The 25,925-nt window shown below is 31.9% G+C and carries 28 protein-coding genes and 1 pseudogene; 20 read left to right on the top strand and 9 right to left on the bottom strand.

Annotation, left to right across the window (positions count from 1 at the left end; translation table 11 throughout):
* Positions 1-140: 140 nt before the first annotated feature.
* The 10 genes from AC4PRO_RS00305 (at position 141) to AC4PRO_RS00260 (ending at position 9,835) form a co-directional block, all read left to right on the top strand.
* A complete protein-coding gene (locus AC4PRO_RS00305) occupies positions 141-896 on the top strand; it encodes a LytR/AlgR family response regulator transcription factor (protein ID WP_492115860.1) in 756 nt (251 codons plus the stop codon).
* Complete coding sequence (locus AC4PRO_RS00300; protein WP_492115859.1) at positions 874-3,903, top strand: sensor histidine kinase; 3,030 nt, start codon at positions 874-876, stop codon at positions 3,901-3,903. Before AC4PRO_RS00305 ends, AC4PRO_RS00300 begins: the two co-directional genes overlap by 23 nt.
* Before the next feature lie 96 nt (positions 3,904-3,999).
* Entirely contained in the window at positions 4,000-4,563 is a 564-nt protein-coding gene (locus AC4PRO_RS00295) for a hypothetical protein (protein ID WP_492115858.1), read from the top strand.
* A gap of 278 nt (positions 4,564-4,841) precedes the next feature.
* Positions 4,842-5,318 (top strand): hypothetical protein, encoded by a 477-nt coding sequence (locus tag AC4PRO_RS00290; protein ID WP_492115857.1) that lies wholly within the window; start codon positions 4,842-4,844, stop codon positions 5,316-5,318.
* A 298-nt stretch (positions 5,319-5,616) separates the two neighbouring features.
* Positions 5,617-6,174, top strand: a complete 558-nt coding sequence (locus tag AC4PRO_RS00285; RefSeq protein ID WP_492115856.1) for a hypothetical protein — start codon at positions 5,617-5,619, stop codon at positions 6,172-6,174.
* Between the two features lie 142 nt (positions 6,175-6,316).
* Positions 6,317-6,601 (top strand): 7(1) septoil knot domain-containing protein, encoded by a 285-nt coding sequence (locus tag AC4PRO_RS00280; RefSeq protein ID WP_492115855.1) that lies wholly within the window; start codon positions 6,317-6,319, stop codon positions 6,599-6,601.
* Positions 6,602-6,759: 158 nt separating this feature from the next.
* On the top strand, positions 6,760-7,074 hold the full coding sequence (locus AC4PRO_RS00275; protein ID WP_492115854.1) for a hypothetical protein: 315 nt from the start codon (positions 6,760-6,762) through the stop codon (positions 7,072-7,074).
* A 653-nt stretch (positions 7,075-7,727) separates the two neighbouring features.
* On the top strand, positions 7,728-8,210 hold the full coding sequence (locus AC4PRO_RS00270; RefSeq protein WP_492115853.1) for a hypothetical protein: 483 nt from the start codon (positions 7,728-7,730) through the stop codon (positions 8,208-8,210).
* A 4-nt stretch (positions 8,211-8,214) separates the two neighbouring features.
* Entirely contained in the window at positions 8,215-8,592 is a 378-nt protein-coding gene (locus tag AC4PRO_RS00265) for a hypothetical protein (protein ID WP_492115852.1), read from the top strand.
* Between the two features lie 136 nt (positions 8,593-8,728).
* Positions 8,729-9,835, top strand: a complete 1,107-nt coding sequence (locus AC4PRO_RS00260; protein WP_492115851.1) for an XAC2610-related protein — start codon at positions 8,729-8,731, stop codon at positions 9,833-9,835.
* Between the two features lie 107 nt (positions 9,836-9,942).
* Here the strand turns inward: AC4PRO_RS00260 and AC4PRO_RS00255 are convergent, their stop codons facing one another.
* Complete coding sequence (locus tag AC4PRO_RS00255; RefSeq protein ID WP_492115850.1) at positions 9,943-10,332, bottom strand: hypothetical protein; 390 nt, start codon at positions 10,330-10,332, stop codon at positions 9,943-9,945.
* 39 nt (positions 10,333-10,371) lie between these two features.
* Positions 10,372-10,650, bottom strand: a complete 279-nt coding sequence (locus AC4PRO_RS00250; protein WP_492115849.1) for a helix-turn-helix transcriptional regulator — start codon at positions 10,648-10,650, stop codon at positions 10,372-10,374.
* 134 nt (positions 10,651-10,784) lie between these two features.
* Between AC4PRO_RS00250 and AC4PRO_RS00245 the strand changes: the two genes are divergently transcribed.
* Both AC4PRO_RS00245 and AC4PRO_RS00240 read left to right on the top strand, forming a co-directional pair.
* On the top strand, positions 10,785-11,075 hold the full coding sequence (locus tag AC4PRO_RS00245) for a hypothetical protein (protein WP_492115848.1): 291 nt from the start codon (positions 10,785-10,787) through the stop codon (positions 11,073-11,075).
* Between the two features lie 148 nt (positions 11,076-11,223).
* On the top strand, positions 11,224-11,850 hold the full coding sequence (locus tag AC4PRO_RS00240) for a recombinase family protein (protein WP_492115847.1): 627 nt from the start codon (positions 11,224-11,226) through the stop codon (positions 11,848-11,850).
* A 263-nt stretch (positions 11,851-12,113) separates the two neighbouring features.
* Here the strand turns inward: AC4PRO_RS00240 and AC4PRO_RS00235 are convergent, their stop codons facing one another.
* Positions 12,114-12,878, bottom strand: coding sequence for a TIGR02757 family protein (locus AC4PRO_RS00235; protein ID WP_492116023.1), 765 nt, complete (start codon positions 12,876-12,878; stop codon positions 12,114-12,116).
* A gap of 83 nt (positions 12,879-12,961) precedes the next feature.
* Here AC4PRO_RS00235 and AC4PRO_RS00230 point away from each other — a divergent pair.
* Positions 12,962-13,231: pseudogene (locus AC4PRO_RS00230) on the top strand (DUF2400 family protein); the annotation flags it as partial.
* Between the two features lie 123 nt (positions 13,232-13,354).
* On the top strand, positions 13,355-14,707 hold the full coding sequence (locus tag AC4PRO_RS00225; RefSeq protein ID WP_492115846.1) for a DEAD/DEAH box helicase: 1,353 nt from the start codon (positions 13,355-13,357) through the stop codon (positions 14,705-14,707).
* A 67-nt stretch (positions 14,708-14,774) separates the two neighbouring features.
* Here the strand turns inward: AC4PRO_RS00225 and AC4PRO_RS00220 are convergent, their stop codons facing one another.
* Positions 14,775-15,890 (bottom strand): lactonase family protein, encoded by a 1,116-nt coding sequence (locus tag AC4PRO_RS00220; RefSeq protein WP_492115845.1) that lies wholly within the window; start codon positions 15,888-15,890, stop codon positions 14,775-14,777.
* Between the two features lie 226 nt (positions 15,891-16,116).
* Between AC4PRO_RS00220 and AC4PRO_RS00215 the strand changes: the two genes are divergently transcribed.
* From AC4PRO_RS00215 to AC4PRO_RS00200, 4 genes are all read left to right on the top strand, one after another.
* Positions 16,117-18,045 (top strand): vWA domain-containing protein, encoded by a 1,929-nt coding sequence (locus AC4PRO_RS00215; protein ID WP_492115844.1) that lies wholly within the window; start codon positions 16,117-16,119, stop codon positions 18,043-18,045.
* Between the two features lie 45 nt (positions 18,046-18,090).
* Positions 18,091-19,344: a dihydroorotase gene (locus AC4PRO_RS00210; protein ID WP_492115843.1), complete on the top strand. Its 1,254-nt coding sequence runs from the start codon at positions 18,091-18,093 to the stop codon at positions 19,342-19,344.
* 9 nt (positions 19,345-19,353) lie between these two features.
* Complete coding sequence (locus tag AC4PRO_RS00205; protein ID WP_492115842.1) at positions 19,354-19,680, top strand: hypothetical protein; 327 nt, start codon at positions 19,354-19,356, stop codon at positions 19,678-19,680.
* 75 nt (positions 19,681-19,755) lie between these two features.
* Positions 19,756-20,394 (top strand): alpha/beta hydrolase, encoded by a 639-nt coding sequence (locus tag AC4PRO_RS00200; protein ID WP_074723180.1) that lies wholly within the window; start codon positions 19,756-19,758, stop codon positions 20,392-20,394.
* A 42-nt stretch (positions 20,395-20,436) separates the two neighbouring features.
* On the opposite strand, the gene AC4PRO_RS00195 is transcribed toward AC4PRO_RS00200, so the two are convergent.
* A complete protein-coding gene (locus tag AC4PRO_RS00195) occupies positions 20,437-20,937 on the bottom strand; it encodes a hypothetical protein (protein ID WP_074723181.1) in 501 nt (166 codons plus the stop codon).
* Between the two features lie 12 nt (positions 20,938-20,949).
* Positions 20,950-21,714, bottom strand: a complete 765-nt coding sequence (locus tag AC4PRO_RS00190) for an MBL fold metallo-hydrolase (protein WP_074723182.1) — start codon at positions 21,712-21,714, stop codon at positions 20,950-20,952.
* A gap of 96 nt (positions 21,715-21,810) precedes the next feature.
* Here AC4PRO_RS00190 and AC4PRO_RS00185 point away from each other — a divergent pair, with 96 nt between their 5' ends.
* A complete protein-coding gene (locus tag AC4PRO_RS00185) occupies positions 21,811-23,286 on the top strand; it encodes a TonB-dependent receptor (protein WP_074723183.1) in 1,476 nt (491 codons plus the stop codon).
* A 93-nt stretch (positions 23,287-23,379) separates the two neighbouring features.
* Here AC4PRO_RS00185 and bcp read toward each other — a convergent pair whose 3' ends face one another.
* A complete protein-coding gene (gene bcp / locus AC4PRO_RS00180) occupies positions 23,380-23,838 on the bottom strand; it encodes a thioredoxin-dependent thiol peroxidase (protein WP_074723184.1) in 459 nt (152 codons plus the stop codon).
* A 213-nt stretch (positions 23,839-24,051) separates the two neighbouring features.
* On the opposite strand from bcp, the gene AC4PRO_RS00175 reads away from it, so the two are divergent.
* Complete coding sequence (locus AC4PRO_RS00175) at positions 24,052-24,702, top strand: endonuclease III domain-containing protein (RefSeq protein WP_492115841.1); 651 nt, start codon at positions 24,052-24,054, stop codon at positions 24,700-24,702.
* A 91-nt stretch (positions 24,703-24,793) separates the two neighbouring features.
* On the opposite strand, the gene AC4PRO_RS00170 is transcribed toward AC4PRO_RS00175, so the two are convergent.
* Positions 24,794-24,937: a hypothetical protein gene (locus tag AC4PRO_RS00170; RefSeq protein WP_175460274.1), complete on the bottom strand. Its 144-nt coding sequence runs from the start codon at positions 24,935-24,937 to the stop codon at positions 24,794-24,796.
* A gap of 51 nt (positions 24,938-24,988) precedes the next feature.
* Entirely contained in the window at positions 24,989-25,576 is a 588-nt protein-coding gene (locus tag AC4PRO_RS00165; protein ID WP_492115840.1) for an RNA polymerase sigma factor, read from the bottom strand.
* Positions 25,577-25,925 lie beyond the last annotated feature (349 nt).

Here is a 25,925-nt window from a genome sequence, read left to right as displayed (position 1 = left end):
AAACTCATTAAAGGGGACAAAGTAATTTTATAAATACATTATCTAAAAAAGAAGCTTAATTCAAATACGATTACCACCATTGTTATAACGTTTACTAATTCCAAAAACATACACATGATATTTTTACCTACTTTTAAACTATGATTAAGACAATAATAGTTGATGATGAATATAATGCTAGGGAGTTTTTAGAAAAACTCCTAATGCGCTATTTTCCAGATAAATTTTTAGTTTTGGCGAAGTGTGAAAGCATAGACGAAGCAATTCTGGCAATAGAGAAATTTAACCCACAATTGGTTTTTCTAGATGTTCAGATGCCGAACAAAAATGGATTTCAACTTTTCAAAGAAATCAAATCAATTAATTTTGAGGTTATTTTCACAACAGCACATTCTGAATTTGCTCTTGATGCCATCAAATGCAGTGCTTTAGATTATTTATTGAAACCTATAAATTATATCGATTTATTGGAAACCATAAATAAATTTGATGTAAAAACGCATAAAGCATCACACCAAGAAAAATTCAAGCTTCTGCTAGAGAATTTAGATACAGGAAATTCAGATTTTAAAAAAATAGCTTTTCCCACTGAAACAGGATATGAGTTATTAAAAACCAACGCCATTTTGTATTGTGAAGCAGATAGTAACTACTGCAAAATAGTATGCCTTGACGGTAAAAAAATTGTCTTGTCAAAAACGCTGAAGTTTATTGAAGAACTACTTCCTTCTTCAATTTTTCAGAGAATTCACAAATCCTATTTGGTGAATTTAAATTATGTTACCCGATTTAACAAAACCAATGAGTTACTTGTAGAGCTTTGCAATGGGCAGACTCTACCTGTATCAGTAAGAAAAAAAGAAGACTTTATCAATGCTATTATTCAAAAGAAATAATTTACTACTCGCTTTTTTTCTATTTTTAGAAATAGTTGTAGCACAAACAATTCCAAGTAAAAACATAACCATAAATGATGGTCTACCTAGTAATGACATAAAGTGTTTTTTTAAAGACAGTAGAGGTATAATGTGGATAGGTACCGAAGCTGGGTTATGCCGTTATGATGGTTCAACATATAAAGTTTTCAATGAAACTAATGGATTAAAACACAATAGAGTTTGGTCTATTGTTGAAGATGAAAATAAAAATCTCTGGTTATCATTATATGGAAAAGGATTGGCAAAATATGACGGTAAAAAATTTACCTATTATGATGATTCTGATGGATTGATACATAATGCCATCCGTAAAATACATTATTCTAAAAAATACAAATGCTTAATTTTAGCCACTGAGGATGGTTTGAGTTTATTTGATGGTAAGAAGTTTAAATCATTCAAACAAAAGACTGCTTCAGGGCAGAACTTTCAAGCAGTTGGTATTGTTGAAACACCAGATAAAATCTTAGTTACATTTTCATATAATAACGTGTTTACTCTTAAAATTCAAAGGGATATCCAAAAATCAACATTAGAAAAAGTTTTCACGCCACCAGCGTCTTATTCTTCTTTTATAAATAACAGTACTTACTTTTCAGGAGCCGAAAACCACAATTTATATCTAAAAAATCTAATCACAAATGTTGAATCCACTATTCCATGTCCGATTATTTGGGATTATGCAAAAGATGATAAAGATAATATCTATTGTGCTGCTTGGAATGTGAATGACCCAGACGGTGGTTTATTTAAATATTCAAACGGCACGCTAACTGATATAACTTTACAAGCCAATATAAAATCTACGGGTTTATGGTGCTTGTATTTTGATAAAGATTCCCAACTACTCTGGGTAGGTACTATCGATAAAGGAATTTATTGTGTAGATTTAAGTGGGCGTATTAAATATTTAGAACCTTCTTATTTTGGGTTGAAAGAATTAAAAATTCAAGAGTTATACAATAACGCCAACAATAGCACTTGGATTGGAGCGAGAGATTATATTATTATTCTTGACAAAGACTTGACTCATACTATCCTTAACAAGGAAACTTTGTGGAAAAAAATGGTGGTTTATTTCAAAAAAAATGGATTAAACCCAGATTTAGAAACTGTGTTTCCTGCAGCCAAAAGGAAGAATGGTTTTTCTTCATTCAATATTTTGTCCGATAATGACGGAAATACTTGGGTAAATACGACTTGGGGTGTTTACTGTTTTGATAAGAATTACGCAATTCTATTTTTTAAATATTTTTATGAAGGCGGTCACTTGATTTTCGATAAAAAAAACCAAGCCTACTATGGTGTTATGTACTCCGACCTCTTATTTATGCCCAATAAATTCGATTGGACTAAATACACTACTTTTTCGCCTAAAGATTCATCCGTTCCAAAGGATATTATTAAAATTGTAAAAGACGGTAATAGGATTTGGTTTGCCTCTCATCTAAAAGGGTTGTATTTGCTCAATAACGATAAATTTTATTCTTTGAACTTCAAAGAAAATTACATCAAAGATTTACTTATTAATGAATCAGGACAATTGGTTTTTGGAACCAATAGTGGAAGAGTTTATGTTACTAAATGGAATGGCAAAACCCTCGATATTCTAAATGTTTACAAGCCTAATAAAGAGATTTACGGTACTACCATTTCCTTCATAGAGGAATCAAACGGCACTTATTTCATTGGTACCAATAAAGGAATCAACCTAATCCGAAATAATAAGTTCATCAAACTCATCAATAAATCCGAAGGGATACAAGATGTTCAGTTTAACAATTGCACCAAAGATAAAAACGGTAATTTATGGGTTGCAACCAATAGCGGATTAATTCAATTGGATATAAAAGAATTTACTAAAGATGAAAATCCAAAAAATACTCCAATAAGAATAAGCTCGATTACAGTGAATGGTAAGCCATACGCTAAATCCGATTCTTTAACTCGTTGGGGCAGTTTTGGCAAAAATAAAATAGAACTAAATTACGATGAAAACGATATAGAACTAGTCTTTGCATCCAACAATACCTTTAATGCCAATAAAAATGTATATCGCTATAAAATTGTTGGTTTAACAACTACGTGGAGCAGTTTTGAATCAAATGGAAAAATACAGTTGCTTGGAATCCCCAATGGCAACTATAAAATACTATTACAAGGTAAAAACATTGGTACTGGAGAAATATTTCTTCCCAATACTTTTTATTTAAACATCAGACCTCCATTTTGGAAAACATGGTGGTTTGTTTCTTGTAGTCTAATTTTGTTGTCCCTAATTGGTTTTATGTTGTATAAAAAAAGAGTACATCTTATTGAAAAACAAGAACAAGCCAAAGGTGTAATCCAAAAGCGTTTAGCGGAAACAAAAATGGAGGCCTTACAAAGCCAAATGAATCCTCATTTTATATTCAATGCAATGAATTCCATCCAGAATTTTATTATTGATAATAACACTGATGATGCGCTAATGTACATGGGTGAGTTTTCAAAACTAATTAGACAAACACTTGACAACTCGTCCAAACAACGAATTAATTTATCTGATGAAATTCAGTATTTGCAGTCCTATATTAAATTGGAAAACATGCGTTTAAAAGACGATGTGAATGTAACGATTCAAGTAGATGATACATCGGAGCTATTAGATATTGAAATACCACCAATGCTAATCCAGCCTTTCGTGGAAAATGTGTTTGTACATGCTTTTGATTCTAATTCAAAAAGTCCAACACTTACACTTTCTTTCAAACAAACTATGGATGTCCTTAGTATTACAATTGAGGACAATGGTAAAGGAATGGTTTCTGAAAATTTAAACAAACTACATACATCCAAAGGTATAAAGTTAGCGAAAGAGCGCATCTCTTTATTTCAACTAGAAACAATAGCTCCAGTTGTTATTACCACAAAACCAAATAGTGGTACAACTGTAGTTTTAAAATTAAAGATTAATCTTCCTTAAACGATAAGTCGTGAAAAGAATACGGCAACTAATTGTTAAATTTTAAGAAGTTTATATAGTATATTTTTGACTTCAAGAACCTAAAATTATAACATTATGAAAAAAATAATCCTTCTATTATCCATCCCTTTTTTATTAACAAATTGTACAAAAGAGGATGTTGATACAATAAATGCTTTATCAAATCCAGAATATCCAGACTCTCGAATTACAATGAAATTAAACGGGAATGGTTATCATGAAAATGTTAATTACTATCCTCCAAATAACGCAATAGAGCATACAATGGAATGGGGTAAAACTGAAAAAGCCGTAGGTAAATTTAGTTATTCAGTTTTTGGTGATGTAGAATCCGATGTTTTGAGCTTCGGAGTGGGATTAGGAATATACATGGAATTAGGTGAAAATATTAAAAACGGTCAAATAATAAATGCTACATCATCCGAACTTACTCTAGAAATATTTGACCTAGGGATGTCAAATCTACGATATCGTTTAGTGAAAGGATTAACAACAGGTCAAATAAAAATAACATCATTTGATGGAAAAAAAATGAGCGGGACTTTTAATTTTAATTCTCTAGAAAGGAGCCAGAATGATAAAATAACAACAGACAATACATTAGTAGGTACCTTTACTTTAATTGAAAAACAAAATTAAAAAATATTGTTATACAAAACTCAGTAGTACAAAGCCATTGTTCAAACAAAATAAACGGCTAGTTTTGATTGTATAATTTGAGATTAGTAAAGTAGAAACACTACGATACTTCCTCATACAAACAAAATCTTATTTCCTATAAAAACACTCCAAATCGGGGTGTTTTTAAATTAAAACCCAAACGGTAAATTAAGAAAAGGCTACGGTTACTAATTGATGCATTTTTATTGCCGTTGTTGATTTATTTTTGATTGTATTAACATATTAATCTTACTAAAATGAAAAAAAATATTGCATTATTACTAATAACTTTTATTATTCTATTTGTTTTTAGAAAAGCTTTTCTATCTGAGAATCCTTCAGAATATTTAAGAGAAAAAGTTAACACCTTTTTCTCGAATGATAACTCTTACAATTCACAAAATGTTAAAAATAGAGATGATAGCCAGACTATGAATGAAAGTTGGGAACCGTTTTTAGAGGAATTTAGAACATCTTTAGTTAATAAGGATAAAGCAAAAATTTTAAGTATGACAGACGCAAATAATTTTTTTGATGGTGGTGGCGGTGCTACTATTAATGAATTTTTAAATGATGCTGACCATAACACAGAACTAGGATGGAATAATCTCATTAATTCTTTAAAATATAGAATTGATGGCACAAATGAAAAACAAACCGTAGGAGGTTATCCTAGTTTGTATTTCAAATATAAAAATGGCAGATGGTACTGGATGGGTATTGTAGGAGATTAATTTTTTAGCTCTTATTTAAATAATTGGATTTAATTATCTTGTGACCAAAAGTGGACTCTCTTTTATTTTTACCATCCACAATTGTGAAAAAATTGATTACTTAAGACTTAAAATTTTTAGGATAGTCTTCCCTGTACAAACAAACGCTTAGTTCCCATAAAAAACGCACCTAATTGGGGTGTTTTTAAATTAAAATTCTAACGATAAATCAAGAAAAAGCTACGGTAACTAATTGTTAAATTTTTATTTACTGATTTGATTTATTTTTGATTGTATTAACATATTAAATCTTACTAAAATGAAAAAATATACTTCAATAGTAATTATATTCTCGATACTCTTTTTTGTTTTTATAAGTGCAATTCTATTTGAGAACCCATCAGCTTTTTCAATAAAAGAGAGAGATAATTTAACGGTTTTAGATTCAAGCTCTTTAGGACAAGACAACACATCCTATGATAGTTCTAATAATTCCATCACAGAAAAAACTTATAATGAATGCAATATTTGTAACAGAGATTTTGTTGGAGCTGGATACACTGAGGTCTCAAACGGTGTTTGGAGACCTTTAAATGATGGAAATCAATCTTTTATTTGTAGTCCAGAGTGCGGTAGAAAATTCACTCAAAACTTTAATGCCGCTGCAAGAAAATATGGAGTTGAGTTAGATGGCCGAGAAACCAACTCAACAAATAATGGAGATTATAGTAGAGGTAATGATGGCAGAATTTATGAAAAGGATGCATGCACATTATGCAAAGGGACTGGAATTGAAACAGGACGTAATGTTGCTACAGGAGTAATGGAAGGTAGAACATGTCCTATGTGTGATGGTAGAGGAGTTAGGTCTTACTAAAATGTATACGTAATGGATTGTTCCAAAACTAAAACCTCCATGAGTTTCTTTACTAACAAATAGTACGTTAGCGAGCGTAACAGTAGTGTCCAATATGAGAAATAAACATACTTTTTTTCTATTATTCTTTGCAAATATCTGTTTGTCACAAACAGTATATTCAGTTAAATATGCTAATCAAGCTGATGTTAAAGTTTTAGTTGTTAACCATGAGAATCAAGCTGACCTAAAAGTGTTCAAGGTAAAATATAAGAATGAAGCTGGAGAAAATGATGGGAATTGGTATTTTGTTGACCATCAAAACCAAGCTTCAAAAAAGATATATTTTGTTCAATATGAAAACCAAGCTGACTTCAAGATATTTTTTGTGAAGTATAAAAATCAAGCTGGGTGGAGAAGTAGGAAGAAAATGTACCTTATGTTTTAGAACTATTTATTTATCATGTTCATACTACGAATCAACCACACACGGTGCGTGATTGTTTTGTTTGATATAGATTTGGTATAAAATAAAAAAACTTTAGTGGAGACTAGAAATCACTCAAAAAAACGATATAATATTTTACAACAGTTAAAAACAAAAAAATGGCAACATCAATTAAAGCATCATTTAATCATTCAGCAGATAAAATATTCAAAGGATGTTTGTCTGCGCTAGCGACATTGGGTTATAGTGTTAATAATTCGCAAAAAGACAGCGGTATAATTTCGTTTGAAACAGGGCGTTCTTTGTGGACTTGGAAAGGGCAGAAAATGACTTGTACTATAATTGAATTATCAGATACAAAAACGGATGTTATTATAAGTGGTGTAATGGCTGGGTTTCAAGTTACCGATTGGGGTGAAGCTGAGAAAATTGCAAACAAAGTTTTAATACAAGTTAAAAATACATTAAGCTAAAAACATGCCGTTATTATTCTGTCCAGACTGTAGCGTATCAATTTCCGACCAATCTAAAAAAATGTCCAAAATGCTCTTATCCGATTAAAAATTGGTTAAACCTGAATTGAAAATTCAAGTTTTAAAAAAGAGTAATGCTTTATGATATTCGGTTTAATAATCGGAATTGTAAACATTACAAGAAATGAAGTTAGACATGGGATTACTCAAATTCTGCTTTCTGTAATTTTCGGTATATTAAGGACTTTTCTTAGCGTATAAGTACTACTATTTTAAGAGTTTAAAACAAATAATCTAAAAAAAAAATAAAAAAAATATTCTTCAATATTTCTGGCCTTAATTCTTTGTATCGTTTACATAGGTGCAATTCAATATGAAAATTACTCGACCTCTTCAGAGAAAAAAAGATAACATAACTGTTAAGGGTTCAAGCGTGCAATCAAATGATTTAGATGCTTCTTCAAAAAACTGTTCGTCCTCAAAGGCTTGTACTTGCAGACTTAAATCTGACCCAAATTTAAGTAGAAAAAGGAAAAACTAAAAAATATAAATGTTTGCCGATGCAATTTCTAAAAAAATACAAAATAATTTGGTAAGAAGTTCAGCACCCAAAAAACTAATAATAAAAATTAAGTTATTAAATAAACTGTAATATGGCTCTAATATTTTGTCCCGAATGTGGAAATCAAGTTTCCGAACAAGCAATTCAATGTGTAAAATGTGCTTATCCAATAAAAAATAGAAATAGTAATCACGCAGACAACACTAAATACTTTAATGACTCCGAAACATTAAATAATATAGAAGTCAGTAATGCTATAGTGTGGTTATTGGCATTCGTGCCATTTATAGGTGCATTTTCACAAGGTCTTGTATATGGCTTTATAACATCATTAACTCACAAGTACTATGATTTTAATAGTTTTTGGTGGGTAATTTGTTTAATAAATATTATGTTGATTTTTGCTGACAATAAAAATCTAAAAAATATCGGCATTGATACTAAGAAAATATTTACTTTTTGGGCGGTATTAATTGTGCCAATTTATTTATATAATAGAGCCACTCAACTAAATCATAAACAATCTTATTTTTGGGTTTGGGTAATTACATTTTTCGTATCAATTCTCCTTTAATATAATGGCTCTAATCTTTTGTCCAGAATGCGGAACTCAAGTTTCAGAACAAGCAATACAATGTGTTAAATGTTCCTATCCCATCTATAAGTTGAATCGAAGTAACCAAAAAACTATTTTAAATAATCATTTAAACACAAAAAACGTTAATAATGAAATAGGAGCTGATATTAACTTAATTATATCTGGATACATTGTAGCTTTTTTTTCTCTTTTCCTATTTCCAGTAATTTTACTAATAGCAGGAATTGTAATTGGAATAGCAACAATATCAAAAGGTAATGTTGGTCATGGCGTTACGCATATTATTTTGTCGATAATATTTGGAACAATTGGGATGATTATAGCTTTTTTAGGGGCTTTTGCATATTTTTTTTTATAAAATAACAAACGTGGATGCAGAATTATAATATATAACACAATTGCCAATATTTTAATATCAATATTTATTTGTATGCTAACTTGTAGCTTATAAAAGGTAGAATTTTTAATGAAGCTTAAAACAAAAAATATTTAATATGTATAATAATTTTGAAAATGTAAAGAAGTGTAAAAAATGTAATTTTAACGCCTTAAACACTGATAACTATTGCATGAAATGTGGGAACTCTGAATTTGAAACTTACGCAGAAAACAAAATAGAAATAATTAATGAAATTCGTAATATTGAAAAAGAGTGCCCAAATTGTAAATCATTGGTTAATACTACAAGTTTAAAATGTAACAAATGTGATTATAATTTTCTCACCAAAAAAAATGCCGTTGAAGAAAATGATTTAGACATCCAAAATCAAAAGATAGATATTGGATTAAACGAAAAACCTAGTGATACAAATCGTCATGAAGTTGAAAGCGGAAATATATACAATAATAATTTAATTCAAAAATCATTGATAATGTTAGCAGCAATTGTATTGATGGTTTTTTTGGGAATTTGGTATTATTTCGAAAGTGAAACAAAAAATAAAAAAGCAATTGACAAGGATGTCGTAAAGATAGAGCAAGTGCTTAATGATTCCGTGTCAAATATGAAAACCGAGAGCCTTATAATAAAATCTAGCAAATCACAACAAGTAGAATATAATCAACTTTCTAATATAAATAATTATAGAATTTCTTTAGAAAAGGTAAAAGATGAAAATAATAATTTAATAATAGGCAAAATTAATCTTGAAGTAATTAATAAATCCACAGGGGAAATTAAGCAATCGATTTTAATAGACATTGAAGACACTGCTTCTTTGGGTGATGCATATTCCAGTAATCAAACTAGTCAATCATTGATTACGGGATTTAATATTAACCAAAGTAGTGATGGAGATTTTGGAGACCTAGTTGTAGCCGACTTCAATTTTGATGGCAAAGAAGATATTGCAGTAAAAATTGAAAGTGCTAACAGCGGGGCATTTTACGAATTTTATATATTTGATGGCCACCAATTAGTAATAGAAGAATTTTTAACCACGGAAATTATGCGTTTTCCTTCAAAATTTGATAGCAAAAGTAAAACTATTTCCTCTTTATCACGTGGTGGACTTGGTGGTTATTATGAAAAAATATTCAAGTATAATTCGGTTGATAAAAAATGGTTATTAATTGAAGACCAGTATCATAATTATGAATAGATTTTTACACCTTAGCATACAATTGTAAATTTTCGGGTTTGGCTTCTTAAAAGAAGCTAAACCCTTTTTATTTTTCCTATTTAGAAAAATATGTATTTTATGCTACCTTAAAAATTATAGTTCTGAGCATTATTTAGATAATCAAAACCAGACAATCCATCTTCAATAATTTGTATTATCGACCTATCAATCTGCTCCCCACCAAACCAGCTTACAACAATATAACTACCATCAAATTCATTTTCGAGGTCATTAACTGGGTCAGAATCTAACCATGCTGTATAAATTACTGCTTTAGGAACACTTTTGTGTAGATAGTCTTTTTGTAAATGAAAAACAGATTTTCGTACACCCCAATTTAAGGGATATCTAAATTCAGCTAAAATTTCATTAATGGTTTCTTTATCTGGACTACCGACTAACATACCAGCAAATGCGTGTGAAAAATGAAAATTTTCAATTGAAAATTCTCTATTACCAAGTTTAATATTCCCCATAATATTTTTTATTTAAAAGTTGGTAAGTGAAATTGACGTTTAAAGATTTCCTTTTAAAATCAGAAGACTTTTCTCTAATAATGCTTTCGCTTCCTCAACTTCACTTTCTGTAATAACACTACCTTTTGTTGAAACAAACATTTCTCGAATATCAACATCCAAAGCTTCCGCTATCTGAAGCAGTAAACTTATGGTAGGTAGATTTTTTTCTGAATTTATGTTAGAGATTGTTGTCATTGATACCCCAACTCTATTTGCTAATTCTTCACGGTTCATTCCCTCTTGTGACATCAACTCCTTTAATCGTAGAATTCCCATATTTATTTTTTACAAATATATGAAATTAAATAAAGTAATACTTATTTTTTTTTAAAATAAATAAAGCAATATTTGCTTTTAAGTAAAATATTACTTTACTTTGCATTGACTTAATCAAGTTAAACTTTATTTATATGGAAATTGCTAAAACAATCATCACCCAAATTAAATATGCTGATAAATGGGCTCTAGGAGCTTATGGTTCTAAAAACTTTATAGCTCTACCTGAAACCAAAGATTACCAAGGCGGTTTGCAATTTAAAGTAAACGGATTCAAACACAAAGGTATTGTTAGGATTCAGTTAAAATGGATAGACACTTATACAATCACATTCATTAATAAGAGTGGCGAAGTTACGAATGAGGTCGAAGATGTTTACTGTGATATGCTGGTAGATATTTTAGATTACATCGAGGGGAAGTAATTCCCTTCTTTAAATTCAGGTTTTAGATTTAGACTATAACCATAAAATGAAACACATTAAAAAACCAAAGACCCAACAAAACCACGACTAATGTTTTAGAATAATTTAGACTCTAATTTTAAAACAAAATCACCTAAAAATCATCACTATGTATTACTTCTATTCAAGAATCTCAACCGCCCAACAAAATTCAAGTCGCCAGCTAGAAAATTTCAAATCTCATGTTGGGTACGATGTCGAAAAAGTGTTCATTGAAAAAATTCAGGGTAACATTCCTTTTTTCGAACGTCCCGAAGCAAATAAGATGTTTGATAAAATAACAGACGATTCACAAAGCTGTACGGTTGTTGTTGATTCAGTTGACCGATTAGGTAGAAACCTATTAGACATTCTCCATACCATTGAAACATTCACTAAAAATGGTATCAACTTAAAATCATTAAAAGAAGGTTTCACCACCTTACTTGATAACGGTGATGAAAACCCACTGGCAAAGCTTGTAATTAGTGTAATGGCTTCGATTGGAGAAATGGAGCGTAACCGTATCAAAACTAGAACCGCTGAGGGGATTGCTATAGGTAAGGCCTTGGGCAAATTTACAGGACGTAAACTAGGAACCACGCAATCGGATGAAAAATTATTACAACGTCATCAGATGGTTCAAAAGAAGCTCCAGAAGAGGTTCACGATTCGTGAAGTAGTAGAAATTACAGGGGCATCCTCAGCGACTATTATTAAGGTCAAAAGAGTAATGCAAAAAAGAAGCATGGTATAATATACATCCCTCCCTATGTAGTCCTTCCCCTGTTACCGCCGTCCCATAGGAGGGGGTGTGAGGCTTGGTAACTAGGGGTATGATACTGTAAATAAAATATTTACCAAATTTTGTGATAAAAATATTTTTAGAAAATTTTCACTATTTTTTATTACACTAATAAAGTTTTGACTACTGTTTGCTAGCGATATATTATTTTTTAGGAAAGTTTGAGATTTCTGATTCATCTCGACCACCGAAATATGCAACTACTTTACAAACCATTAAAAATCCTCAAATATACCTAAACCAAACAAGGCAAAATCATATTTAACAGGGTCTTTGAGGTCAAGTAGTCTCAATGAGCAATCTAGTTCGTTTAAGGATTTGGTATCGTTTTGTTTTCTGGTAAGAAGACCTAGTTTACGAGCAACGTTACCAGAGTGCACATCTAGAGGACATGATAATTTAGATGGTGATATTGATTTCCATAATCCAAAATCCACTCCTGTACTATCGTTTCTTATTAACCATCTCAAATACATATTGATTCTTTTTGAAACAGAACCTTTGTTTGGATTAGCTACGTGTTTACGTGTTCTTTCTAGATGTGGTATTTCAAAAAAGGCTTTATGTAGTTCAAATATCGCTGGTTGTAATGAATCTTCAGTTTGATACTTGTTAAAAACACCTTCTAAACCACTATGATTGGTGTAAATGTGTTTGAGTGCAACGATAAAATGTTTAAAATCATCTGAATTAAATGTTCTATGGACAAAACCTTCTAGTCGTTCTAGCTGGTAGTCTTCATGACTCATAACAAAGTCAAAAGGCGAATCGCCCATTATGTCCATCATACGATGACCATTTTTAGTAATCATGGTTCGATTTCCCCACGCTATTGTTGAAGCGAGAAACCCAGAAATTTCAATATCCTCTTTTAATGTATAACGATGTGGGATACTTATTGGGTCAGGCTCAATAAAATCAATAGTATTATATTGTAGTACCTTTGCATCAAGAAAATCTTTAAGTTCATTTTTATTAATGACCATTATAAGTGGTGTTTAGACTTTAGTTCACTTGCAAATATAGTGATTTATGATTTTAGGATAACGCCACCTTAATTGAGCGTGTAAACATGTTTTTGAGATGGATGTGCCGTCAGGATAGCAAAGGAGTTGACTTAGGAATATGGAAAAGTATTCCTCCTGCAATCCTATCATGCCCTTTAGACGTACATTCTGGAAATGTAGCCCGAAAACTTGGGCTTTTAGCTCGGAAACAAAATGATGGTAAAGCAGTGGCTGAATTAGATGCAAAACTGCGGAAACTTGACCCAAACGACCCTGTTAAATATGATTTTGCACTCTTTGGCTTGGGTGTTTTTGAAGGGTTTTAAGTTTCTTATATCTGTTTACCATTGACTAAGGTATTGATCGTCTACTGCACAATTGTAGGAGTTTAAACCCCAATTAGCATCTTTACTTTCAAAAACCGTATCTTTGCAAAAAATATACGTTTTATGACCACTTTCGAGCAATTCAATCTTCCCAAATCAGTCCAAAAAGCAATAGACGATTTAGGATTTACTACCCCTACTCCTATTCAGGAAAAAACTTTTTCTGTGATAATGTCTGGTCGTGATATGATGGGAATTGCCCAAACGGGAACTGGTAAAACATTTGCCTATTTATTACCCTTATTAAAATTATACAAATTCCTTCCTGGACATACTCCAAAAATAGTAATCCTAGTCCCTACGCGTGAACTTGTAGTTCAAGTTGTAGAGGAAGTGGAAAAATTGACCAAATACATGTCGGTTCGTACCGTTGGTATTTTTGGTGGTGTAAACATCAATACCCAAAAAACGACAATCTATCAAGGTTGTGATATTCTTGTAGGAACACCGGGAAGAATCATGGATTTAACATTAGACAATGTGATTCGTTTTGAAGAAATGCAAAAACTGGTTATTGATGAATTTGATGAAATGTTGAATTTAGGGTTTCGTACTCAACTGACTGCTATTTTAGCCATGATGCCTAAAAAACGACAAAACATCTTGTTTTCTGCAACCATGACAGATGAAGTAGATGCTATTTTAAATGACTATTTTGATTATCCACAAGAGGTAACATTGTCGGCTTCTGGAACACCATTGGAAAACATTCAACAAGTCGCTTACAATGCAACAAATTTTAATACGAAAGTAAATCTATTGAAACACTTGTTACAAGAAAACGAAGACATGAGTCGTGTTTTAATTTTTGTAAACAACAAGAAAATTTCAGATATGCTTCACGTTCGTATCGATGAAGATTTTGCAGATCAATTTGGAGTAATTCACTCTAATAAATCTCAAAATTACCGTTTGAGTACGATGGCTTCTTTCCAAGAAGGAAATCTACGCGGACTGATTACTACAGATATTATGGCTAGGGGTTTAGATATTTCTAATATTACCCATGTTATCAACTTTGAGATGCCAGCGATGCCGGAATTATACATGCACCGTATAGGTAGAACGGGACGTGCTGATAAAACTGGAATAGCAATAAGTTTTATTGCTCCTCGAGAGGAAGAAGCAAAAGTGGAAATTGAGGTTTTAATGAACATGGAATTACCTATTGAAGCGTTTCCTGAAGCTGTAGAAGTTTCGGCAAAGTTAATTGAACCAGAAAAAGAAAGACAAGTCGTTAAGTTCTTAATGAAAAAGAAAACGCTTGATGGAGATGGTGCTTTTCAAGAAAAAAGTAAGAAGAATAAGAAAGTCAATTTAGGAGGACCTGGTGTTACCAAGAAAAAAACTCATGGTTCTGTCAATCGTAATATGTTAAAAACGAGAGACAAGAAAAGAAAAGACAAGAAGAAATAGTAAGCAGTATTCAGTTATTAGTAGTCAGGCCATATACTACTGAAGACTAATAACTGAATACTGAACACTAATTACTAGCTGTAAAAACCAAGCATACAGGAGCGCACAACTCAATTCTTTTTCCGCTATCTGTTAGCGCACCAGTAGTACTATTTCTTTTAAATATAACAATGTCATTCGTATATTGATGTGCTACTAAAAGAAAATTTCCAGATGGATCAATCGCAAAATTTCTTGGACCTTTACCCAGCGAACTAACTTGTCCTTTCGATTCTAATTTTCCGTTTTTTAAGATCTTAAAAATTGAAATAGTATTGGCTTCCCCGCGGTTTGAAGCATATAAAAATTTACCGTCAGGAGAAATATGTATGTCGGCTCCAGTGAAACTTCCTTTAAAATCTTTGGCTAAAATAGTAGTTTGATCCACTTTTTTCAACTTTCCTTTAGAATAACAAAAGACCGTCAAACCTCCAGTAAGTTCTTGTAATAGATAAACATACTTCCCATTTTTACTAAAGGTCAAATGCCTTGGACCACTTCCTGACTCAACAGCAAAACTATCTTTCAGTTTTAATGCTACCGTGCTCGCATTTGGATTGTATTCATATGAATATACCTTGTCATTCCCTAAATCATTCGATAAAACAAACTTTTTATCTGGAGAAAATTGAACCATATGAACGTGCGGTCCTTCTTGTCTACCAGCGTTACTTCCCTTCCCATAGTGCTGAACAACTTGTTTGGCTTCGCCAATACTTCCGTCTTCATTTTTACCAAAAACGGAAATATTTCCGCCAGAATAATTAGCGGCAATTACATTTTTATTATCATTAATAATATAACAAGGGTCTGCTCCCATCGAATTCTGAGAATTTAGAAAATCTAATTTACCAGTATTTGGCGTATAACTAAAAGCGCTTACTTTACTTTCTCCACCGTCTTCATTTACGGAATAAACAAACTTATTATCTGCAGAAACAGTTAAATAACTAGGGTTTACCGTATTTTCAGAAGCATTTTTAAAACTGAAATCCCCTGTTTTCGAATCAAAATCATAAACATAAATTCCTTTGCTTTCGCATTCTTTTGTATACGTTCCAATAACCAAATTGAATTTATTCCCTTGAGCTTGTATACTGTTGCAGATTAAAACGAATAGAAGGATGGTAATTTGCTTTTTCATTTTCGTAAATTATATTTAAAAGCTAAAATACGTAATATATCACTGTCTATTTGCAGTAGTTAAAAAATATAAAGTCAATAAAAATATGATTTGTTATAAATTGAAAAGAAAAGAACATCTTCAATAAAAAATTTAAAGAATAGCGTATTACAACTGTTAACAAATTTGTATTTTTGGTTGCAACTTCATTGAGAATATAATCTAATGAAGCAAACTCGACATAAGAATGCAATTTAAACATCCTGAAATTTTATACTTTCTGTTCCTTTTGATCGTACCAATTTTGGTTCATTTATTTCAATTTCGCCGTTTCAAAAAAGAATACTTCACTAACGTTCAGTTCCTTGCAGCACTTTCTGTGCAAACTAGAAAAAGCTCTAAAATAAAGAAATGGTTGCTTCTTAGCTGCCGATTATTATTACTTTCTTGTATCGTTGTAGCTTTTGCCCTACCTTTTTTTGCGGCAAAAGATAAAGAGAATGCATCAAATGAAATGTATATTATTTTAGACAATTCATTTAGCATGCAGGCCAAAGGAAAAAAAGGAGAGCTAATGAAACGAGCCGTTCAGGAACTACTTGAAGACACTCCAGAAAACACTACCTTTTCTTTGTTGACGAATTCTGAAGATTTTTGGGACACTGATATTAAATCAATTCGGAGTTCCCTCCAAAATCTAAAATACAGCGCTTCGCCGTTTCAAATAGATCCTATAATTTCAAAAATAAAAGCACATAAGTCTGCATTTAAAAAAGATATCATTATTATTACAGATGCAATTGGTCTTACTGAAAAACAACTTAAAAACAGAGACAAAAATGATGTGCCTTATTTTATAATTCCAAAAGCAGAACAAAAAAATAATACTGCTATCGATAGTGTTTATATTAATGAAATATCAGATGATTTCTATGATATAACGGTCGAATTATCACATTATGGCACTGATTTTAAAGCGGTACCAATTGCAATTTACAATCAAAATAAGCTTGTTGCAAAAACCGCCGTTAACTTTGAAACTAAAAAGAAGAGTATCAATTTTACTATTCCAAAACAACCTTTTCACGGTTATGCCTCTATCACTGATAATGGTCTCGCTTATGACAACACTTTATATTTCACTATTTCGAAAATAAAAAAAACCAATATTATTAGTATTGGTGAACCCGAAAAAAGCAACTTCCTAAGTCGGATTTATACCGATAATGAGTTTAATTTTGTCAATTCGACTATTCGCTCATTAGATTACAACAGCATTGAAAAACAAGATCTAATCCTATTAAATGAACTAGATGATATTCCGCAAGCGTTACAAACTACTTTACGATCTTTTGTAGAAAAAGGCGGTAGCCTTGTCATTATCCCTTCAGAAAAAGACGCACCAGCAAATCTGAATCAGTTTCTTGGGAATTTTGGAGCCATCCAATTTAAGTCTTTTGAACGAATGGAGAAAAGGATTACCAAAATCAATTTCAATCATCCGTTGTTTAAAGCTGTTTTTGAAAATAGAATTACTAATTTCCAATATCCAAAAACAAACAGTTCCTTTACAATATCAAATACAAATCCGGCAGCACTATATAATGACGACCAAAGTACCTTTTTAACTGCATTACCAAATGCACTTTCTACCGTGTATGTTTTTTCGGCTCCAATAAACACTGCAAATTCCAATTTTCAGCAATCTCCGCTTATCGTTCCCACTTTTTATAAAATGGCAATGAATAACCAGCCAAAAGGTATAAATGCATTTACGATTGGAAATACAAATCCATTTCTTGTTGATGCTGCACTATCTAAAGATGCGGTCTTGACCGTTACCAATTTAGCTGAAAGTTTTATACCTGTGCAACGAATCATCAATGACAAGGTGAAATTAACTTTTAATAATTATCCAGAAGAAGCGGGTAATTACGGAGTCTACAACCAAAAAGAACTTTTGGAAAACATCAGTTTTAACTACGACAGAACAGAAAGTGATCTTAGCGCAGTCAATGAAAATCTACTTTCTGAGTATAAAATAATTGATTCCGTGGCAAATGTATTTGATACTTTACAAACCAACCGATTGGATAATCAAATTTGGAAATGGTTTGTTATCTTTGCACTGCTCTTTCTAGTCACTGAAATGGCAATCATACGATTCGTGAAATAAATTATTTATTTTTAGAATCCAGAATTAAAAAAAAAGTCTCTATATATGAAATTTATCCTCCGAAGCGCCAAAATTATCGATTCAAACAGTCCTTTTCACAATCAGACAGTAGATATTTTAGTGGTAGATGGTATTATCAAAAAAATAGCACCTTCCCTTCCCAATACAGATAAAACCGAAGAAGTAAAACTCGACAATCTCCATGTATCTCAAGGATGGTTTGACAGTAGCGTTTCACTGGGAGAGCCGGGTTATGAAGATAGAGAAACGATTGCTAATGGATTAAATGTTGCGGCAAAAAGCGGCTTTACTGCTATCGGGTTGCAGCCCAACTCCTTCCCTATCATTGACAATCAGTCCCATGTTAATTTTGTTCAAAATAAAGCTGTAGGAAGTGCTACGCAACTTTTCCCAATTGGTGCTCTGACTAAAGGAAGCGAAGGAAAAGACCTGGCAGAATTATTTGACATGACAAATTGCGGAGCCGTTGCCTTTGGCGATTATAATAAAAGCCAAGACAATGCTAATTTGCTGAAAATTGCCTTACAATATGTTCAAGATTTTGACGGATTAGTGATCGCGTTTCCACAAGACGAAAAAATAAAAGGTCAAGGTGTTGTTAACGAAGGTGTTGTTTCCACTCGATTAGGGTTAAAAGGAATTCCAAATCTTGCCGAAGAATTACAAATTGCAAGGAATTTATTTTTATTAGAATACACTGGAGGTAAGTTGCACATACCAACTGTTTCTACTGCAAAATCAGTTCAATTAATCAAAGACGCCAAAGCAAAAGGATTACAAGTTAGCTGTAGTGTAGCGGTGCATCATTTAGTATTGACCGATGAAAAACTGGAAGGTTTTGATACCCGATTTAAAGTTTCGCCTCCCTTACGCACGGAAAAAGATCGCAAAGCACTACTCGAAGCAATAGTGGACAATACCATTGATATGATCACATCAGACCATAATCCTATCGATATTGAACATAAGAAAATGGAGTTTGACATGGCTAAAAATGGGACTATCGGATTAGAAAGTGCCTTTGGCGCTCTGATGACTGTTTTACCATTAGAAAAAGTAGTAGAAAAACTAACTTCCGGAAAAACAGTTTTTAGTATCGAAAGTCATCCTATTGCAGAAGGAGCCAAAGCAAACATGAGTTTATTCACAACCAAAGGAAAAGGTGTTTTCACCAAGGCAGCCATTTTATCCAAATCTAAAAACTCAGCATTTCTGGGAACAGAAACAAAAGGAAAAGTGTACGGAATTGTAAACCAAGGAAAATTAATAATAGCATAATCATACAACATGAATAATACGATTGAAAAAGGAAAAACGGCAGCGATTACCAGTTATATTTTAGGTATAGGAGTTTTTATCGCCATGTCTATGAATTCCGAAGATAAAAATACATTTGCTTCATTTCATATCCGTCAAGGACTGGGAATAACGCTTACTTTTATCTCACTAGGCTTAATTATTAGTAATTTTGACAGCCTGCTAATATCCGCTCCAATGTGGATTTTCGTTTCCGTACTGTGGTCATATGGTATCTTCAGTGCAATAAAAGGAGAAACAAAACCGATGCCTTTATTGGGAGCATTATTCCAAAAATGGTTTTCAAATATCTCCTAAATATTAATTTCAAAAATTCCTCAACAATGTCAAAGTTTAAAACTTTGACATCGATTTTTTAAACCCATAAACAAAATGAATTCATCTTTACAATATCTCATTAGAGAGCCAAAAATAAAACTAGACAAAAACCCACTTTTACTTTTACTTCACGGATACGGTAGCAATGCCGAAGATTTATTTTCGTTTGCAGATGAGCTTCCTGACGAGTATTACGTGATATCTGCACAAGCGCCTTATGATATGCAATACGGTAGTTATGCCTGGTATGCGATCAATTTTGATGCAGACCAAAATAAATTTTCAGATAACGAACAAGCAAAATCTTCTAGAGATTTAATTGCCCGTTTCATTGATGAATTAATTCTTAATTATCCGATTGATCCAAAAGCAGTTTCGTTGCTAGGCTTTAGCCAAGGAGCGATATTGAGTTACGCAATTGCGTTATCACATCCAGAAAAGATCAATAAAGTAATTGCTTTAAGCGGCTATGTAAATGACGAGATTTTTGAAGAAAATTATCGAAATAACGATTTCTCAAAACTAAGTATATTTGCTTCTCACGGTGTCGTTGACCAAGTAATCCCAGTAACTTGGGCAAGAAAAACAAAGCCTTTTTTAGACGCATTAGGAATCAATTCTATATACAAAGAATACCCAATTGGACACGGAATATCACCTCAGATATTTGCTGATTTCAAAAACTGGTTATAAAAAAAAACAAAAAAAAAGGTTCCAAAATTTGGAACCTTTTTTTTATTTCTGATACAATAAGGTTTGATTTACTTCAAAAGAAATACTTTCATCACTATTTACGAAATACTTCAGTAGTACTTCACCCCAAATTTCTCCATCACTATAATCAGCAATAATCCATCTGTGGTTTAGAATTTTTACTTTATTAATAATAAATTTATGAGCCCCTATTTGATCTTGGCCTACATAAGGATTCCCTTTTGGATTTGTATTGAAATCCAGTAATTTTTCTGTTACATAAGGAATTAATTCTTCATACTTTATCATTTTTTCCGAATCTCCCGATTCAAAATAATTCTGAGCATTTTCATTTTTTTCCAAAGAAAAATAATTAGCATCATTCAACTTAGCAGTAATTGAGTTCAAGCTATCTTTTAATTTTTTAGTTGTTTTTTCATATCTTTTTTGTTCAAAACTGACCTCGCTACTATAAAAGCTATAGGTAAAAACATTCATAAGAACCAGTATTATAAAGGCATAGAGTAAAAACGATTTTTTCATTTTATTTTTTTGTTATAGTGTAATTTCTAAATTATCATAAGCGAGGAAAACATTTTTAGGTAACTTTTTTTGTACCTCTTCATGAAAACCGAACACATGACTTATATGAGTTAAATATGTTTTTTCAGGTTGTAGCAGTGCAATTAAATCTAAGGCTTCTTCCAAATTTAAATGGGAGAAGTGAGGTTCTTCTCTTAATACATTTATTACTAGTACTTTTAAACCTTGAAGTTTTAGTATTTCACTTTCATCGATTGTTTTAACGTCAGTAAGATAAGCAAAATCATCAATCCTATAACCAAATACTTGTAATTCACCATGCATTACATTTATAGGAATGGCTAGTTTATCCCCTATTTGAAATGGTTGATTATTGACAACAGCAATGGTTTTTACGGAGGGTGCTCCAGGATATCTATTTACTGCTGTAAAAATATAATCAAAACGTTCCTTGAGATTATCTATCACCCGATGATGGGCATAAATAGGAATCTCTCCCTGTTTAAAATTAAACGGTCGAATATCATCTAAACCAGAAGTATGGTCAGCATGTTCATGAGTAAAAAGAATTCCATCTACTTTTTGACAATTAGACGCCAGCATTTGTTGCCTGAAATCAGGGCCACAATCAATTACATAAGAATGGTCGTTCCACCTAATCCAAACAGATACGCGCAGCCTTTTGTCTTTCAAATCAGTGCTTTTGCATACTGGATGATTACTCCCAATAACAGGTATTCCTTGTGATGTGCCAGTGCCTAAAAAATATACTTTCAATTGCTCTTTATTTTTTTTACAAAAATAGGATTAATTATCTTTCATTAGAAACCTATTTAACTAACTTTGTATCATATTAGCCATATTTAAAATATAATGGATACAGAAATAAAACTAAAAGGTGACAAAGTCATCGCACAAATACCCTCTATAAAAGATAAAGCCCTCCGTATCAATTTGAACGAAAATATATATGGGACCTTTGCCGAAATTGGTGCTGGACAAGAAACTGTAAGACATTTTTTTAGATCTGGTGGTTCTTCTGGAACTATTGCAAAAGCGATGTCAGCTTATGATAAAGATTTTAGTGATGCGATATATGGTATAGAAAAAGACGGACGATATGTAACAGAAAGCCGACTTAAAAGAATGATTACCATGGAAGGTGAGCTAATTGAAAAGCGATTGAGCAGAGAAAAACACCCGAATAAAATGTTTTTTAGTTATGCCAATACTGTTGCTACAATCGATTTTGCCAAACAATTTAAAGGCCACGGATGGGTAGGTATCCGGTACCAGATTGAGCCAGATGAAGATTATAACGAAATTATACTTCATATCCGTTTTAAAGAGACTGATGCGCGATTACAACAAGAAACCCTTGGTATCCTTGGGGTTAATTTAATATACGGTGCGTACTATAAATACAATGATCCAAAACGATTACTGCGGTATTTATATGATCATTTAGACAAAGACCAACTGGAAATAGATACCATAAATTTCTCAGGTCCTCGTTTTGCAGATGTAGACAATCGTTTGATGAGTTTACAATTAGTAAAAAACGGAATGACTGATGCAGTTATGTTTGATCCTCAAGGAAGAAACATACTTCCAGCAGCAATCTTGTATAAAAAGAATATTCTTGCTCTAAGAGGTAGTTTCCGTCCTGTTACGAAAGTAAATATGGATATGTACGAGAAATCATTAAAGATGTTTCTAGAGGAAAATAAAGTTGAAAAAGAAAATACACTAGTTGTTTTTGAAATTACCTTATCAAACTTACGTTCCGATGGTGAAATTGACGAACGCGATTTCATGGACCGAGCCGAATTGCTTTGCTCCCTGGGACAAACGGTAATGATTTCAAATTTCCAGGAATATTACAAAGTGGTCGAATATTTTGCCAATTATACTAAAGCAAGAATGGGATTAGCTATGGGAGTAAACAACCTGGTTGATATTTTTGATGAAAAATACTATCGTCATTTAAGCGGAGGAATTCTGGAAGCTTTCGGGAAGTTGTTCTTCCGTGATATGAAGGTATTTTTATATCCAATGCTTGACGAAAATGGGGATATCATTACTTCTGAAAATCTAAAAGTACATCCTAGAATGAAAGAATTATACAAATTCTTTAAATTCAATGGAAAAGTGGTAGATATCGATGATTATGATCCTAAAATTTTAGAAGTATTCTCGCGAGAGGTATTAAAAATGATTAGTGACGGCAAACCAGGCTGGGAACCAATGCTTCCTCACGGTATTGCTGAAATAATCAAAGAGCATAGCCTTTTTGGGTATAATCCAATGAAAGTACTGAACGAAAACAACTTGAGTTCCGATTGTTAATACAAACGATTCAGTGCTAAAAAATAAAAAGCCAAGAAAGTAATTTTTACTTTCTTGGCTTTTTATTTTAGTGAAAATGATTACTCCGTGCTCTTAAATTTCTTTTAGAATCTGGTCTGCATGGGCTTTAGTTTTCACTTTGTCGATCACCTCGTCGATAATTCCATTTTCATCAATAACAAAAGTGGTTCTGTGAATTCCGTCGTATTCTTTTCCCATAAATTTTTTAGGTCCCCAAACACCAAAAGATTCTATTACTGATTTATCCTCATCTGCCAATAGCGGAAACGGGAAATCATATTTTTCTTTAAATTTAGCTTGTTTTGCTGGTGCATCGGCACTTACACCTAATAGTTCATAATTATTCGCTTTAAAGCGTTCAAAATTATCTCTAAGGTCACAGGCTTCGGCCGTACAACCTGGTGTACTTGCTTTTGGGTAAAAGAAAACAACTAATTTTTTTCCTTTGTAATCTGCTAATTTATGAGAGTTCCCGTCTTGATCTAATCCTGAAAAACTAGGTGCTTTATCCCCTTTTTTTAATGTTGTCATATTTTTTTTATTTATAATCTATGAAATGCCCCAGATGGTAATAGAAAGCCCGGACTGAAAAAAACTATTTTTTCTTGTTTATAAAGAGCGACCGGCAGGAAGCTCCTTTATAGACTTAAAAAAAAGGTTTTTTGAAGGAGGACTTGTAATGAACAGCTGGATTAGGCACATCCTAAAATTTATATTATTTTTACAAGATATAAAAATACAAAAATGACGAAGCAAGAACGGGTAACATTTGTTATAAATACGTTAAAAGAATTATACCCTACGATTCCTATTCCCTTAGATCATAAGGATCCATATACTTTGTTGATTGCTGTTTTACTTTCGGCACAGTGCACAGATGTGCGTGTTAACCAAATTACTCCTTTACTTTTTGCCAAGGCGGATAATCCGTATGATATGATAAAAATGTCCATCGAAGAGATTAGAGATATTATACGTCCTTGTGGGCTTTCGCCAATGAAATCGAAAGGAATTCATGGTTTATCCCATATTTTGATTGATAAGCATGGTGGCGAAGTACCTCAAAGTTTTGAATATCTAGAGGAATTACCAGCTGTAGGACATAAAACAGCAAGCGTAGTGATGTCTCAGGCATTTGGAGTTGCTGCTTTCCCAGTAGATACTCACATTCACCGCTTGATGTACCGCTGGAATTTGACTAATGGTAAAAATGTCGTTCAAACAGAAAAAGATGCTAAACGTATTTTTCCAGAGGAGATATGGAACGATTTGCACTTGCAAATAATATGGTATGGAAGACAATATTCTCCTGCCCGAGGTTGGGATTTAGAAAAAGATATCATCACTAAAACTGTAGGAAGAAAAACGGTTTTAAATGAGTATTATAAAAAATAAATTTCACTAGTTTGATATACAAATTAGTGAAATTTATCAATTCAAGTTTTAAAATAGTACGTGACCTTTACCCATTGAAATAACAATAGTTCTAGTTAGAAATAATTTCGAAACTATGATTGTCAATTTCTATCATGCTTAGTGCCTTTGAATAGTTTAACAAAAAAGAAACGACTTCTTTTCTTGGTTTCATTACCTTATTTGGTAATGATTTTTTAGAGTAAATTTTTGCCATGCTGTGCTACAATTAGTTTTTAATATTAACGCAGCATATATTTATATATTGTTAATTAGTTAAAACAATTTGATGTTTGTCAATAACTTTTCTCAGATTCATTAAAGCATAACGCATTCTACCTAAGGACGTATTAATGCTTACCCCAGTGATTTCTGAGATTTCTTTAAAACTCATATCCTGGTACATACGCATCACCAAAACTTCCTTTTGATCAAGCGGTAGCTCTTCAATTAGTTTCTTTATGTCAATTTCAACTTGATCTGCAATAATTTTATTTTCGATTGTAGGGGAATCATCTGACATTATCGAAAAAATAGAAAACTCTTCTGTTTCTCTAAACAAAGGCATTTTTTTATTTTTTCTAAAATGATCAATAATCAGATTGTGAGCGATTCGCATAACCCAAGGCAGGAATTTACCTTCTTCATTATAGGAATTTGACTTTAATGTCTTAATTACTTTAATAAATGTATCTTGAAAAATATCATTTGAAATATCTCTATCAGAGATTTTAGAGTATATAAAGCCATAAATTCTAGATTCATGCCTTTTGATTAATGTAGACAAAGCCTGTTCATTTCCTGCTACATAATGTTGTACCAATAAAGCATCTGGAGTTTGTATATTAGCTATCATAGTAATACTTTTTAGTTTAGTTTAAAATTTGGGTAATTTTTCTAAAAAGTAATTTTTTACTATAGGCTAATTTTGATTTGTGGTTTATCTAAAGGTCAAATCTAATAAAAATTTATTTTAAATAACAACAAAAATTAAGAAAATTTAACACACTAATTTTGAAAGTATTAAAAACAAGGAATTAAACATTCTATTTAAATTTTTTTAGAAAAAAACGATACAGCTTAAAGAACATTGGCGTCCATATATTGAACTTGGTATGGACTAAAAATAAAATATCTAAAGTTGAATGCCCTCTAAAAGCAAAAAAGCAGCAAGTGTAAATTTACTTGCTACTTTTTTATGGTGT

Source organism: Flavobacterium sp. DW-iso2 (assembly GCF_058725285.1).
Note: the sequence above shows the minus strand (reverse complement) of the source record. Positions and strands in the feature narration are given on the sequence as shown.

Excerpts from the sequence above, each read along its gene's own strand:
- AC4PRO_RS00305 (WP_492115860.1), top strand. The coding sequence starts at position 141 with ATGATTAAGACAATAATAGTTGATGATGAATATAATGCTAGGGAGTTT.
- AC4PRO_RS00300 (WP_492115859.1), top strand. The coding sequence starts at position 874 with ATGCTATTATTCAAAAGAAATAATTTACTACTCGCTTTTTTTCTATTT.
- AC4PRO_RS00295 (WP_492115858.1), top strand. The coding sequence starts at position 4,000 with ATGAAAAAAATAATCCTTCTATTATCCATCCCTTTTTTATTAACAAAT.
- AC4PRO_RS00290 (WP_492115857.1), top strand. The coding sequence starts at position 4,842 with ATGAAAAAAAATATTGCATTATTACTAATAACTTTTATTATTCTATTT.
- AC4PRO_RS00285 (WP_492115856.1), top strand. The coding sequence starts at position 5,617 with ATGAAAAAATATACTTCAATAGTAATTATATTCTCGATACTCTTTTTT.
- AC4PRO_RS00275 (WP_492115854.1), top strand. The coding sequence starts at position 6,760 with ATGGCAACATCAATTAAAGCATCATTTAATCATTCAGCAGATAAAATA.
- AC4PRO_RS00270 (WP_492115853.1), top strand. The coding sequence starts at position 7,728 with ATGGCTCTAATATTTTGTCCCGAATGTGGAAATCAAGTTTCCGAACAA.
- AC4PRO_RS00265 (WP_492115852.1), top strand. The coding sequence starts at position 8,215 with ATGGCTCTAATCTTTTGTCCAGAATGCGGAACTCAAGTTTCAGAACAA.
- AC4PRO_RS00260 (WP_492115851.1), top strand. The coding sequence starts at position 8,729 with ATGTATAATAATTTTGAAAATGTAAAGAAGTGTAAAAAATGTAATTTT.
- AC4PRO_RS00255 (WP_492115850.1), bottom strand. The coding sequence starts at position 10,332 with ATGGGGAATATTAAACTTGGTAATAGAGAATTTTCAATTGAAAATTTT.
- AC4PRO_RS00250 (WP_492115849.1), bottom strand. The coding sequence starts at position 10,650 with ATGGGAATTCTACGATTAAAGGAGTTGATGTCACAAGAGGGAATGAAC.
- AC4PRO_RS00245 (WP_492115848.1), top strand. The coding sequence starts at position 10,785 with ATGGAAATTGCTAAAACAATCATCACCCAAATTAAATATGCTGATAAA.
- AC4PRO_RS00240 (WP_492115847.1), top strand. The coding sequence starts at position 11,224 with ATGTATTACTTCTATTCAAGAATCTCAACCGCCCAACAAAATTCAAGT.
- AC4PRO_RS00225 (WP_492115846.1), top strand. The coding sequence starts at position 13,355 with ATGACCACTTTCGAGCAATTCAATCTTCCCAAATCAGTCCAAAAAGCA.
- AC4PRO_RS00220 (WP_492115845.1), bottom strand. The coding sequence starts at position 15,890 with ATGAAAAAGCAAATTACCATCCTTCTATTCGTTTTAATCTGCAACAGT.
- AC4PRO_RS00215 (WP_492115844.1), top strand. The coding sequence starts at position 16,117 with ATGCAATTTAAACATCCTGAAATTTTATACTTTCTGTTCCTTTTGATC.
- AC4PRO_RS00210 (WP_492115843.1), top strand. The coding sequence starts at position 18,091 with ATGAAATTTATCCTCCGAAGCGCCAAAATTATCGATTCAAACAGTCCT.
- AC4PRO_RS00205 (WP_492115842.1), top strand. The coding sequence starts at position 19,354 with ATGAATAATACGATTGAAAAAGGAAAAACGGCAGCGATTACCAGTTAT.
- AC4PRO_RS00200 (WP_074723180.1), top strand. The coding sequence starts at position 19,756 with ATGAATTCATCTTTACAATATCTCATTAGAGAGCCAAAAATAAAACTA.
- AC4PRO_RS00195 (WP_074723181.1), bottom strand. The coding sequence starts at position 20,937 with ATGAAAAAATCGTTTTTACTCTATGCCTTTATAATACTGGTTCTTATG.
- AC4PRO_RS00185 (WP_074723183.1), top strand. The coding sequence starts at position 21,811 with ATGGATACAGAAATAAAACTAAAAGGTGACAAAGTCATCGCACAAATA.
- bcp (WP_074723184.1), bottom strand. The coding sequence starts at position 23,838 with ATGACAACATTAAAAAAAGGGGATAAAGCACCTAGTTTTTCAGGATTA.
- AC4PRO_RS00175 (WP_492115841.1), top strand. The coding sequence starts at position 24,052 with ATGACGAAGCAAGAACGGGTAACATTTGTTATAAATACGTTAAAAGAA.
- AC4PRO_RS00170 (WP_175460274.1), bottom strand. The coding sequence starts at position 24,937 with ATGGCAAAAATTTACTCTAAAAAATCATTACCAAATAAGGTAATGAAA.
- AC4PRO_RS00165 (WP_492115840.1), bottom strand. The coding sequence starts at position 25,576 with ATGATAGCTAATATACAAACTCCAGATGCTTTATTGGTACAACATTAT.